10 protein-coding genes and 1 tRNA gene are annotated in these 11,907 nt (G+C 66.4%); 3 read left to right on the top strand and 8 right to left on the bottom strand.

What is annotated here, in order from left to right; translation table 11 throughout:
• Nucleotides 1–280: 280 nt before the first annotated feature.
• The 7 genes from EPO41_RS24970 to fghA all read right to left on the bottom strand — a co-directional run bounded on the left by EPO41_RS24970 (nucleotide 281) and on the right by fghA (nucleotide 7,594).
• A tRNA-Leu gene (locus EPO41_RS24970) sits at nucleotides 281–365 on the bottom strand.
• An 81-nt stretch (nucleotides 366–446) separates the two neighbouring features.
• Complete coding sequence (locus EPO41_RS24965) at nucleotides 447–3,245, bottom strand: winged helix-turn-helix domain-containing protein (RefSeq protein ID WP_296331367.1); 2,799 nt, start codon at nucleotides 3,243–3,245, stop codon at nucleotides 447–449.
• Between the two features lie 144 nt (nucleotides 3,246–3,389).
• Complete coding sequence (locus EPO41_RS24960) at nucleotides 3,390–4,217, bottom strand: VOC family protein (RefSeq protein ID WP_296331364.1); 828 nt, start codon at nucleotides 4,215–4,217, stop codon at nucleotides 3,390–3,392.
• A 12-nt stretch (nucleotides 4,218–4,229) separates the two neighbouring features.
• On the bottom strand, nucleotides 4,230–4,799 hold the full coding sequence (locus EPO41_RS24955; protein ID WP_296331361.1) for a hypothetical protein: 570 nt from the start codon (nucleotides 4,797–4,799) through the stop codon (nucleotides 4,230–4,232).
• Nucleotides 4,796–5,896, bottom strand: a complete 1,101-nt coding sequence (locus EPO41_RS24950) for an SMP-30/gluconolactonase/LRE family protein (protein ID WP_296331359.1) — start codon at nucleotides 5,894–5,896, stop codon at nucleotides 4,796–4,798. Before EPO41_RS24950 ends, EPO41_RS24955 begins: the two co-directional genes overlap by 4 nt.
• Nucleotides 5,897–5,935: 39 nt before the next feature.
• Nucleotides 5,936–6,655, bottom strand: coding sequence for an SDR family oxidoreductase (locus tag EPO41_RS24945; RefSeq protein WP_296331356.1), 720 nt, complete (start codon nucleotides 6,653–6,655; stop codon nucleotides 5,936–5,938).
• 90 nt (nucleotides 6,656–6,745) lie between these two features.
• Nucleotides 6,746–7,594, bottom strand: coding sequence for an S-formylglutathione hydrolase (gene fghA, locus EPO41_RS24940; RefSeq protein ID WP_296331353.1), 849 nt, complete (start codon nucleotides 7,592–7,594; stop codon nucleotides 6,746–6,748).
• Nucleotides 7,595–7,756: 162 nt separating this feature from the next.
• Here fghA and EPO41_RS24935 point away from each other — a divergent pair, with 162 nt between their 5' ends.
• The gene (locus EPO41_RS24935; RefSeq protein ID WP_296331351.1) at nucleotides 7,757–8,461 is read left to right on the top strand and encodes a carbonic anhydrase; all 705 of its coding nucleotides are present in this window, start codon (nucleotides 7,757–7,759) and stop codon (nucleotides 8,459–8,461) included.
• A gap of 70 nt (nucleotides 8,462–8,531) precedes the next feature.
• Here the strand turns inward: EPO41_RS24935 and EPO41_RS24930 are convergent, their stop codons facing one another.
• On the bottom strand, nucleotides 8,532–9,362 hold the full coding sequence (locus tag EPO41_RS24930; protein ID WP_296331349.1) for an alpha/beta hydrolase: 831 nt from the start codon (nucleotides 9,360–9,362) through the stop codon (nucleotides 8,532–8,534).
• 203 nt (nucleotides 9,363–9,565) lie between these two features.
• Between EPO41_RS24930 and EPO41_RS24925 the strand changes: the two genes are divergently transcribed.
• Nucleotides 9,566–11,107, top strand: coding sequence for an AMP-binding protein (locus EPO41_RS24925; RefSeq protein WP_296331347.1), 1,542 nt, complete (start codon nucleotides 9,566–9,568; stop codon nucleotides 11,105–11,107).
• Between the two features lie 61 nt (nucleotides 11,108–11,168).
• Nucleotides 11,169–11,907 (top strand): zinc-binding dehydrogenase (locus EPO41_RS24920; RefSeq protein ID WP_296331344.1); only part of this gene is annotated, 739 nt, incomplete at its 3' end.

Genomic DNA, 11,907 nt, shown 5'->3' with positions numbered 1-11,907 from the left:
CGGCTTTCCCATCATTCCCCCGACATTGGCCGGGAGAATCGAATCACGCTTCCTCCAGCTTGGGAATCCCTACAGACTCTCTTTTTCGGGAAACCGCTCTAGCCCGGGTCCGCGGGCATTTGCCAGGACCGCATGGAGCGGATAGCGCGACGATCGCATCGGAGAACGGTGCTTCGGAACGTGAGCTGACATCGATCTTCGGCTGGCTGCGAATACAAGTGTCCGCCGGCGAAGAATAATCGCGATGGACCAGGCACTTACGAGCAGCGCTTCAACAAAATGGTACCCCCGGTCGGGCTCGAACCAACACTCCGTGAGGAACCTGATTTTGAGTCAGGCGCGTCTACCAATTCCGCCACGGGGGCACACTGTTGTGCGCGGGGAATAAAGCCGAAGGGTGGAACCGGGTCAACGGTCGCGAGGGCCCTTTCGGTCCACCCAGCCGATCACTCTGGCGGGGATGATCGGTCCGGGCGGATTTGCCCAAGCAATGCGCCGGCCTTCCTGAGATCCGCCGTCTCGAAGCCTTCGGTAAAACGTCCATGGACTGACGACAGCAGCGCCGCAGCGTCCTCCGCCTTTCCCTGCCGCTGCCAGAGCTGCGCGAGGCTGGTTGCCGTCCGCAGCTCCCAGGAGAGGGCACCCTGGCGCCACGCCCAGTCGAGGCTTTGCCGATAATTGCCCTCGGCCGCCTCGATCGCCGATACGGTGCCCTCCGCTTCGAGAAAGTGGCCGCGGACGCGCAACAGCTCCGCCATGCACCAGCGCTCGTCGCTCAGCTCGCACCAGTCGAGCGCCTGCTCGATCATCGCGCGCGCTGCGACGGCCTGTCCGGCGACCTGCAGGCCCTGGGCAAGGGCGGCCAGGTGATAAGGATGCCGCAGCCGGAACCTCACCTCCGTCAGCTTGTCGATGCCGCGCCGCAGCAGCGACAGACCGGCCCGGTCGCCCTTGGCGATCAGCAGCATGCCGGCCAGGCAGTCGCCTTCCGCCCGCCCGACTGCCCGCGCGTGCGCGGACAGATGGTCCTGCAGGCGGGCGACGAGACGCTCGGCGGTTGCCAGGTCGCCGACATAGAGCGCGAGCGGGCAGGCGGCGTGGATCAGCACGTTGCTCACAGTGAACGCGTGGTCCGTTGCCTCCGCATCCTCCATCGCGCTCTCTGCCATGCGAAGCGCCTGGTCCGGGAACCCCTGGAGCCAGAGGACATGCGTCAGGTTGTACTTTGCCGCCACCCTCTGGTCGTACTGGAAGCGGGCGATGTGCGAGCGTTGCAGGGACAGGTGCTGCGCCAGCGTGTGCTCGAGTTCGCGGCGCGCCCCTCCCTGGTCGCCCAGATAGTGCAGCGTGGTGCCGATCAGCCTGTCGCAGCCCAGCAGGTCCGCGACGTCGCCGCTCTCGCTCGCGACCGCGCGATACCGATGCAGCAGGTCGAGGGCCACGCGATAGTCACCGACATAGAAGCGGGCGATCGCGAGCCCCCAGAGCGGCCTCAGCCGATATTCGCGGTCTCCCAGGCGCTCCGCGATCTGCAGCGCTCTCGTCCAGACGGCATCCACTTCCGGCAGCGGGCCCCGCTCATGCAGCAAGGCGGCCGCCAGCCCTGCATAGAGCTTCATCTCGTCGTGATCGGTGCGCCAGGGGCCGACGCGGGCCAGGGCGCGGTCGACGCCCGCCCTGCACTCGTCGATCAGCGACAATTGCACCCACAGGGGAATAGCCGCGACGGTGAGCACCACGCCGATCGAGGCATCGCCGTCCGAGGAGAAGGCCCAGGCGAGCGCACTGCGCACGTCGTCGATCGAGTGTCCGTAATCGGCCAGCCATTCGGCTGTCGGGCGCGTCTCGACCTCGCTGGCGGCACGCGAAAGGATATCGCGATGATACTCCGCATGGCGTCGCAGCAGCGTGCCGAGCTCGTCGCTCTCGGTGAGCTTCTGCAGGGCGTAGGATCGCGTCGTGTCGAGCAGGCGATAGCGCACGGCCACGCCACCCGCGTCGGCCGCCAGGAGCGACTTGGCGACCAGGTTCTCGATGCCGTCGATCACCTCGCGGCCGGTCACGCGATCGCCCGCGGCGACGACACTGGCAGCTTCGAGGTTGAAGGGACCGGCAAATATCGAAAGGCGGTTCAGAACCGATCGTTCGTCCGCCGACAGCAGCTCGTAGCTCCAGTCGAGCGCCGCCGCCAGCGAGCGATGGCGCGCCACTGCGGTGCGCCGGTCATGTCCCAGGAGCCGGAAGCGGTCCTGGAGGAGGTTGGACAGTTCCTTCGGCCCGAACGCGTCGATGCGCGTGGCGGCCAACTCGATGGCGAGCGCAATACCATCCAGCTTGCGACAGATCGCGGCGACCGCGGGCGCATCGGAATCGGTGAGCTCGAAGTCCTCGACACTCGCGATGGCGCGCTCGACGAAGAGCTGCACGGCTGGAAACTCGAGCGCTTCCGCCGCCGTCAGGCCGGCCGATGCCGGCGCGTTCCCGAGCGGCATGAGCCGATGGACGCGCTCGCCGCGGGCACGCAGCGGCTCGCGGCTGGTCGCCAGGATATGCATGCCAGCGGAGCCGGCGATCAACTGTTCGGCGAGAGCCGCCACCGGCTCGATCAGGTGCTCGCAATTGTCGAGCAGAACCAGCATCCGCCGGTCGCGCAGATAGTCGGCCACCGCCTCCGCGGGTTCCTTCGTGGACATGGTGAGGCCAAGGCCCGAGGCAAGCGCCCGCGCCACCAGCGAGGCCTCTCGCACCGGCGCCAGATCGACGAACCAGACGCCGTGTTCGTAGGACGACAGGAGCGCTTCGCCGACGGCCAGGGCGACCGTCGTCTTGCCGATACCGCCGGCTCCGACGATCGTGACAAGGCGATGCCTCGACAATTGCTTCAGCAGCGCATCGATCGTGGCCGCGCGCCCGATCGGCCGGGTCGGCGAAGCCGGCAGATTGTGCGGACCCGTAACGGCGGCCTGGGTGGGCAGGCTGTGCGGCGCGGAAATCTGGACGAGGGCCACGAACCGATAACCCTGGCCCGTGACGGTCGCCACAAACCGGCGGTTGGGCTGGCCCTCACCCAGGGCCCGCCGCAGCGCCGACAGATTGACCTTGAGGTTGCTTTCCTCGACGACGGTGCTCGGCCATACGCGCGCCATCAGCTCGGCCTTGCCGACGAGTTCGCCCGGACGCTCGATCAGCGCTTCCAGGATGGCCAGCGCGCGGCTACCTAGACGAACGGGTGTCGTCCCCTCCAGCAGGAGGTGCCGTGCCGGAAAGAATCGGAAAGGCCCGAACGCATACTCGCGCTCGGTCGAGTCGATCGGCTGAACGGGCGGGTCCTCTTGGCAACGACTTTCCGCAACTTAACGCGAAAAGCCGCGCCGGCACCAGCCGACCCGTCACCGGCCACCCACCAGCTTCACCCTCGCCTCGCGCGCCTGGTCGAAGACCTGCTTCACCGGGCCGAGCGCCTGCACGAACTCGAGCTGCTCGCCCTCGCAGCCCTTGCAGTAGATCAGCCGCCAGCCGTTCGACTTGCCCTCGGTAATGCCGTTGCTGTTGGCGTCGATCGGTGCCGCCAGCCTTTCCTTTTCCGTCGTGACTGTGACGACGCGGTTGGCCCGGACCTGCGTCATGCCGCGCCGCGCAGACTCAGCCTCGAGGTCGGCGATGAACCTGTTAAAGTCCACGTCGTCGCGGATGTGGAAGCAGATATGCATCATGCGCGGAAAGGCCGGGCTCATATGGTCGAGCGGCTCGGCAAAGCTGCCGGCATTGGCCGCCTGCCCCGCGTCGCGGTACTGCAGCAGCTCGATCACGACATTGTCGAACTGGATGAAGCGCACGTCGAGGCGTTGAGCGCCGCCCTTCAGGTCGGGAACGCCCATCGCGCGCGGATTGACCCGGCGCTCGCGCGCCTCGATCTCCTGGTCCGTCAGCAAGGTGTTGTGGATGCGCTCGCCCTGGAAGTCGCCGTCGCGCATCACCTCGGTGCCGCCCAGCACCTCGGTGTAGAACTCGTAGGCACGGTCCATGTTCTGCACCGTCAGCCCGAAATGCTGCACGCCGCGCAGCCTTGCACCCAAGGGCGCGCTATTGACGTTGCCCTGCGCCGAGGCTGGCGCAGCGCCCGCCGACGCCACCAGCCCGCCGATCATCGCGGCGCCGGTCGCGACGAGGACTCTCCGCTGGATGCCGGTCTCGTCCGTGTCCTGATGATCGCCCATTCCCGCCTCCTGTTACGGCCTCGCCTTCCACAATCGGATCGTGGCGATCGACGCCTGGGTGTATCCGGCGGGATCCGTGGCGCCGCCGAAAGCCGCCTTGGATGTCATCGTGTTGGTCGTGAGGAGCCCGCCTAGATAAGGCGCCGGCAGCCCGCTCAGGACGAGCTGGCAGCGGACGGGAAAGAGGCCGGGCTCGGGAAAATCGATCATGAGCGCCAGGCATTCGCCGACTCCCCGGAAGAAGAGCGTGCCCAGCCGGATCTCCGCATGGAAATTCTGCCGCGCGCGATCGCTGGTCGGGCCGAAACAGCCGCGCAGCTCGGCAACCTTCATGCTCTTCGCGTCGACGATCCTGCCGGTCGCCGGCTGCACGTTCACGCTCCAGAACGAGAAGTGACGCTCGGCATCCGCCGGGTAGGGCTCGAAGCCCGTCGTCGAAGAGGCGCAGGATCCAGCCATCGCCGACTGATGCTCGCGAATGCTGCGCAGGACGTAGATCTCCTCCAGCGAGGCGTCTTCCGCCGCGGCGGAAGCGGCGGCACCCGACAGCACCATTGCCGCAGCGACCAGCCAGCGCCTCATCGCGGCAACCATCCGATCGCGGGCGCATGCAGGCTATGGATATAGAGGCGGTCCGCCGTCTCGGTCGCACCGGTCGTTTCGGGATAGGCGCCGCTCGGATCCTGCAGGTCCTCGACGACCTTGCCGCTCTCGTCGAAGGCGAAGACATGCCCGTAGGGCTTGCCCAGCGGCAGCAGGAAGCGCGGCAGCCTGAGCAGGATCTTGCGTACGAACGGCTTGTCGGACAGGCCGTCCGCCGCCGGATTGCGCGGCCTGAAGAGCCCGACCCAGATGCGGCCGTCGCGGCCCCGCATCAGATTGTCGGGATAGCCTGGCAGATTGTCGATCAGCACGCGGGCCTGCGGCGAACCTGCCTGAACATCGAGGTCGCGCGCATTGCTGTCGACCTTCCAGATCCGGTACCGGCCCGTCTCCGTGACGAACAGCGCGCGGCCGTCGGCGGACAGGGCGATCCCGTTGGCGAAGGAGAAGCCGCGCGCCACGACGCGCGTGGTCTTCGCCGCCGGATCGTAGGCCAGCACGCGGCCGCTGGCCGACTGTTCCATGATGTCGAGCACGCTTGCCGGGTAGGTGCCGCCCCAAGCCGCCGGCGCAAAGCGCGCGGAAGCATCGGTGAAATAGATCGTGCCGTCGGGCGCCACGATGATCGAGTTGGCGTAGCGGACCGGATCGCCCTCGCTCACGCGATCGACCAGCAGGGTCGCGCGCCCGCCAGCGACCGCCAGCAGCCCCCGCATCGGGTCGGCCGCAATCATCCGCCCGTCGCCGTCGAAGTCGAAGCCGAGGACCCGCCCGCCCGTGTTGACGAAGACCTCCTGCTTCGAGCCATCGGGTTCCATGCGCAGGACGTCGCCGTTCTCCATGGCGGCATAGAGCTTGCCGTCCGGCCCAAGCGCGATGTGCTCCGGGCCGATCTCCTTGCCGATGGCGATGGTTCGGAGGTCCGCAAGACGTGTGTTGGGGGCGTAGGGACCCGTGAAGCCCGGCGGCGTGGGTGCCTGCCACGACACGGGCTCGGCCGGCACCGGCCAGAAGCAGAGGTAGGCAATTGTCCCCACCAGCAGCACGGCCACGGCGCCGGCGAACCATCGAAGCATTGAAGCGATCATGTCGGACGTCCCGGAAGGGCGGCCAGACTATTGCGCGAGATAGCCGCCGTCGATCACCAGCTCGGCGCCCGTGACGTAGCTCGCCTCGTCCGAAGCGAGGAACAGGCAGCCGTAGGCGATCTCGATCGGCTGGCCGCCGCGTTTCATCGGCGTCGACGCGATGACGGTTTCGTTGAGATCGGCCGCCTGCGCGTCGGTGAGCGGCGTATGGATGAAGCCCGGATGCACCGAGTTGACGCGAATTCCGTCGCCGACATAGGTCATGGCCGCGTTCTTCGACATATTGCGCACCGCGCCCTTGGCAGCGTGGTACGAATGCGCGCCGGCGACGGCCGCGCTGCCCCAGATCGACGAGATGTTCACGATCGATCCCGACTTCTGCTTGCGCATGATCCGGACCACCTCGCGCATGCCGAGGAAGACGCCGGTCTGGTCGACGGCGATCATTCTCTCCCAGGCCTTCATCCCGAGCTCGTGCAGCGGCTCGTAGGCGATGATGCCCGCATTGTTGATCAGCACGTCGAGCCGGCCGCTCTTGCGCACGACCGTGTCGACCGTTTCCGCCCAGCCGGATTCGCTGGTGACGTCGAGCGTCATGACCTCGACTCCATCCGCATGCGGTTTCTTTGGAGCCGCGAGATCGCTGGCAAAGACGGTCGCGCCTTCCTTGGCGAAGAGCGTCGACACGGCATGCCCGATACCGCCCGCGGCGCCGGTGACAAGGACCACTTTCCCTCGAAGCCTCATACCCTGCCTCCTTGCGTGAGCAGGGACAGGAATGCCGCAGACGCCGCCTATCCGCGAGTTAAGCGCGGTAAAAAGGCGTGAAGCGGTCGTTTACGCGCCGAGTCTCCCGGCGTGCCACTTGAGATGATCCTGGATGAAGGTCTGGATGAACCAGTACGAATGATCGTACGCTTCGTGCCGCCGCAGCACCAATTCCTGCGTTGCGCTCGCAGCCGCGGCTTCGAGCGCCTCGGGCCGGAGCTGGTTCGACAGGAACTGGTCCTTCAGTCCCTGGTCGACGAGGATCGGACCCGGAAAGCGGCTGCCCTGCTTCAGCAGCTCGGCGGCATCCCACGACGACCAGCGCGTGCGGTCGGCGCCGAGATAGTTGCCGAACGCCTTCTCGCCCCACGGCACGACGACGGGATTGCAAATCGGCGCGAAGGCCGAGACCGAAAGATAGGCCTGCGGGTTCCTGAGCGCGATCACGAGCGCGCCATGGCCGCCCATCGAATGGCCGAACACGCCCCGCCTCCCCGCCTCGACCGGGAAGTTGGCTTCGATGAGCGCCGGCAGCTCCTGCGTCACATATGAATACATGCGGTAGTTCCGCTTCCACGGCTCTGCTTCGGCATCGAGATAGAATCCGGCACCCGTGCCGAAATCCCAGTCGTCGTCCTCGCCCGGCAGGCCGAGCCCGCGCGGACTGGTGTCTGGCGCCACGAGTACGAGTCCCAATTTTGCGGCATGACGCAAGGCGTTCGCCTTGATCATGAACGTCTCCTCGGTGCAGGTGAGGCCCGCGAGGAAGTAGAGTACCGGCAGCGGCGACGCCGAGGCCGTCGACGGCACGAAGACCGAGAACTTCATCTCGGTGCCGGTCTCCGTCGAGGCGTGGCTGTAGAACCCGATCGTTCCCCCGAAGCACGCCTGCTCGCTCCGCACCGTCACATTCGTCATCGCCCCACCATCTCCTGAAGGGGCCGATGATACAGGAGAAGCCGGGCTGATGGATCGTTGAGCCGCAGCTCGCGCCGCTTACCGCAGCGAAGATGCATTGATCTGGACCAAAGGTGGTCATTTGGTCGCAATTATGCTCCCATTGGCCGAAGGGAGAGGATCATGTGTAATTTCTGTCTGTCACGTCGCGGTCTGCTGTCAGGAATGGGCGGTCTCGCGGTCGCGACCACGATTGGCGCCGTGTCGACGGGAGCGGCCTTCGCCCAGCCGGCCCGTTCGGCCGACACGCCGGACGCAGCGCTCGCCCGCCTGGTGGAGGGCAATGCGCGCTACGTTTCCGGCAAGATGGCGGAGCGTGATTTCTCCGCCGGCCGCGCCGCGCGCACCCAGGGCCAGGCGCCCTTTGCCGCCATCCTGGGTTGTGCAGACTCCCGGGTTGCACCGGAGCTTGCGTTCGACCAGGCGCCCGGCGAACTCTTCATCGTGCGCGTTGCCGGCAACTTCGTCACGCCAGATGGGCTCGGCAGCCTGGAATACGGCGCCGCCGTGCTGGGCACGAAGGTGATCATGGTGCTGGGCCATACGAGTTGCGGCGCCGTGAATGCCACCGTCGAGGCGCTGCAGAAGGGTAACACCCTGCCCGGCCACATCGCCGACCTCGTCCGCGCCATGAAGCCCGGCATCGAGCCGGTCCTCAAGACGCCGGGCGACGACCTGCGTCAGCGCGCCGTCGTCGCCAACGTCCAGGCCAACGTGCGCCGCCTGCAGACCGAGAAGCCGATCCTGGGCGACATGGTCGCGGCCGGGAAGCTCAAGGTCGTCGGCGCCTATTACGACCTGCCCACCGGCAAGGTGATCATGGTCTGACGACCGACACGGGGTTCGGTCGTGACATCGATGCAGGAACGTCTCCTGCATCGATGTCGGTCGACCGACTCTAGCCCTTGACGAAGGCAAGCAGGTCGGGATTGAGCACGTCGGCATGCGTGGTCAGCATGCCGTGCGGATAGCCCTTGTACACCTTGAGCGTGCCGTGCTTCAGCAGCTTGATCGAGAGCTCGGCCGCAGCGACGATCGGGACGATCTGGTCGTCGTCACCATGCATCACGAGCGTCGGCACGGCGATCGCCTTCAGGTCGTCCGTGAAATCGGTCGCCGAGAACGCCGCGATGCAATCGTAGTGGGCCTTGGCGCCGCCGATCATGCCCTGCCGCCACCAATTCTGGATCGTGCCCGGCAGGATCTTCGCGCCCTCGCGGTTGAAGCCGTAGAAGGGGCCGCTGGCGACATCGAGATAGAACTGCGCGCGATTGGCCGCGAGGGCGGCGCGGAGGCCGTCGAACACCTCGATGGGCAGGCCCTTCGGGTTCTTGTCCGACTTCACCATGATCGGCGGCACGGCGCTGACGAGCACCGCCTTGCCAACCCGGCCAGGCTTCGATCGCGCGACATACCTCGCCACCTCGCCGCCGCCCGTCGAATGACCGATATGGACGGCGTTCTTCAGGTCGAGATGGTCGGCGAGCTCGATGACGTCGGCGGCATAGGTATCCATCTCGTTGCCGGTGTCGGTCTGCGTCGAGCGGCCATGGCCGCGACGATCATGGGCGATCACCCGGTAACCCTTGCCCAGGAAGAAGAGCATCTGGGTATCCCAGTCGTCCGCGCTCAGCGGCCAGCCATGATGGAACACGATGGGCTGCGCATCCTTGGGCCCCCAGTCCTTGAAGAAGATCTGGGTTCCGTCCTTGGTCGTGATGAAAGCCATGTGAAGTCCCCTTGCGATTTTGAACGCCGCGGGAGGTTGGCCCAGAAGGCCGCCCGCCGCCATCGTACATGAGCAGGCGGCGCCCTATACCAAAGTACAGTCGGCCTCTCCGGCCAGGGACAGCACAGCGCGGCCAAAGCCGAAGAGCGGAACGGACCACAACGCTTGCGAGCGTCCTTCCCGTCCGCTCTTATGCGCCCGTCATGCATCCCTATCATCACGCCCGCACCCATCCCGACAAGCCCGCCTACATCATGGCCGGCAGCGGCGAGACGGTGACCTATCGCCAGCTCGACGAGCAGTCGAACCGCATCGCCCAGCTCTTCCGCTCGCTGGGTCTCCAGGCCGGCGACCATGTCGCGATCTTCCTCGAGAACAATCCGCGCTTCTTCGAGATCTGCTGGGGCGCGCAGCGTTCGGGCCTGGTCTACACGGCGATCAGCTCGCGCCTCACCGCCGCCGAGGTCGACTATATCGTCACCGACTGCGGCGCCCGTCTGTTCGTCACCTCGAAGGCGCTGGCCGACAGGGCGGCGGAATTGGTGCCGCTCATCAAGGGCGCGCCGCATCGCTACATGATCGACGGCACGATCCCGGGCTACGAGTCCTGGGAGGAAGCGGTCGCGCGCTTTCCGGCGACTCCCATCGCCGACGAGACGGCCGGTCACGACATGCTCTATTCGTCGGGAACGACGGGCCGGCCCAAGGGCGTCATGCCGGTGGTGGAGAAGCAGCCGATCGATTTCGACAATCCGCTGCTGGCGGTCAGCCGCAAGCTCTACGGCATCGACAGCAACACGATCTATCTGTCGCCGGCGCCGCTCTATCATGCGGCTCCGCTGCGCTTCAACATGAGCGTCATGCGGCTGGGCGGCACCTCGGTGATCATGGAGCATTTCGACGCCGAGGAATATCTGGCGCTGATTGCGAAGTACAAGATCACGCATACGCAGGTCGTGCCGACCATGTTCGTGCGCTTCCTCAAGCTGCCCGAGGAGGTGCGCGCGAAGTACGACGTCTCGTCGCTGAAGTGCGCGATCCATGCCGCCGCGCCCTGCCCCATGCCGACCAAGGAAGCGATGATCCAATGGTGGGGGCCGATCATCTGGGAGTATTACGGCGGCACCGAAGGCAACGGCCTCACCATGTGCAACGCCCGGGAATGGATGGCGCACAAGGGCACGGTCGGCCGTGCCATCATCGGCAAGCTCAAGATCTGCGACGACGAGGGCAACGAGCTGCCGACCGGCGAATCGGGCACGGTGTATTTCGCCGAGGGCCGGCCGTTCGAGTATCACAACGATCCGAAGAAGACTGCCGAGTCGCGCCATCCCAAGGGCTGGAGCACGCTTGGCGACGTGGGCTATCTCGATGCCGACGGCTTCCTGCACCTGACCGACCGCAAGGCCTTCATGATCATTTCCGGCGGGGTGAACATCTACCCGCAGGAATGCGAGAACCTGCTGATCAACCATCCCAAGGTGATGGACTGCGCCGTGTTCGGCGTGCCGAACCCGGACTTCGGCGAGGAAGTGAAGGCCGTCGTGCAGCCGCGCGACATGGCCGACGCCGGCCCGGCTCTGGCCGAGGAACTGATCGCCTACTGCAAGCAGCACCTCTCGGCGATCAAGTGCCCGCGCAGTGTCGATTTCGAGGAGGAACTGCCGCGCCATCCGACCGGCAAGCTCTACAAGCGCCTGCTGCGCGACCGCTACTGGCAGGGCATGGCGAGCAAGATCGCCTAGGCGGTCGCGGATATCCGCCGATGTGGCGGGGGCGGCTCAACAGTTATTTAGGGAGATCACCATGAAGGCAGCCGTCGTCACCGAAAAGGGCGTCCAATACACCGATGCCCCCAAGCCCTCGCCCAAGGCGGGCGAGATCCTGATCAAGGTGAAGGCGGCGTCGCTCAACCGCGCCGATCTCGCGGTGGCCTCGGGCCATGCGCACGGCCGCATCGGCGGTCCCGGCACCATCGTGGGCCTGGAATGCGCGGGCGAGGTCGAGGCGGTCGGCCCCGAGGTGAAGGACTTCAAGCCGGGTGACCGGGTCATGAGCTCGGCGGCCGGCGGCTTCGCCGAATATGCCGTCACCGATGCCGGCCGCGCGCATAAGATCCCGGCCAACAACATGAGCTACGAGCAGGCCGCCTGCATGCCGGTCGCCGTGCAGACGATGCACAATGCGCTGGTCGGCGCCGGCCGCCTCAAGAAGGGCGAGACCGTGCTGATCCAGGGCGCCAGCTCCGGCGTCGGCCTGCTCGGCATGCAGATCGCGAAGATCATGGGCGCTTCCGTCGTGCTCGGCAGCTCGACCAACGACGCCCGCCGCGCGCGGCTGGGCGAGTTCGGCTGCGACGTCGCCATCGACACGCGCGATCCGAAGTGGCCCGACAAGGTCAAGGAAGCGACCGGCGGCAAGGGCGTCGACCTGATCGTCGACCAGGTCTCGGGCGGCGTGATGAACCAGAACATGGAGGCCGCCGCCATCCTCGGCCGCATCGTCAATGTCGGGCGGCTGGGCGGCATGAAGGGCGAGTTCAACT

The organism is Reyranella sp., assembly GCF_004297265.1.
Classification (GTDB): Bacteria; Pseudomonadota; Alphaproteobacteria; order Reyranellales; family Reyranellaceae; genus Reyranella.
Note: the sequence above shows the minus strand (reverse complement) of the source record. Positions and strands in the feature narration are given on the sequence as shown.

Coding starts and splice junctions, on each gene's coding strand:
- EPO41_RS24960 (WP_296331364.1), bottom strand. CDS start 4,217: ATGGGCGATCATCAGGACACGGACGAGACCGGCATCCAGCGGAGAGTC.
- EPO41_RS24955 (WP_296331361.1), bottom strand. CDS start 4,799: ATGAGGCGCTGGCTGGTCGCTGCGGCAATGGTGCTGTCGGGTGCCGCC.
- EPO41_RS24950 (WP_296331359.1), bottom strand. CDS start 5,896: ATGCTTCGATGGTTCGCCGGCGCCGTGGCCGTGCTGCTGGTGGGGACA.
- EPO41_RS24945 (WP_296331356.1), bottom strand. CDS start 6,655: ATGAGGCTTCGAGGGAAAGTGGTCCTTGTCACCGGCGCCGCGGGCGGT.
- fghA (WP_296331353.1), bottom strand. CDS start 7,594: ATGACGAATGTGACGGTGCGGAGCGAGCAGGCGTGCTTCGGGGGAACG.
- EPO41_RS24935 (WP_296331351.1), top strand. CDS start 7,757: ATGTGTAATTTCTGTCTGTCACGTCGCGGTCTGCTGTCAGGAATGGGC.
- EPO41_RS24930 (WP_296331349.1), bottom strand. CDS start 9,362: ATGGCTTTCATCACGACCAAGGACGGAACCCAGATCTTCTTCAAGGAC.
- EPO41_RS24925 (WP_296331347.1), top strand. CDS start 9,566: ATGCATCCCTATCATCACGCCCGCACCCATCCCGACAAGCCCGCCTAC.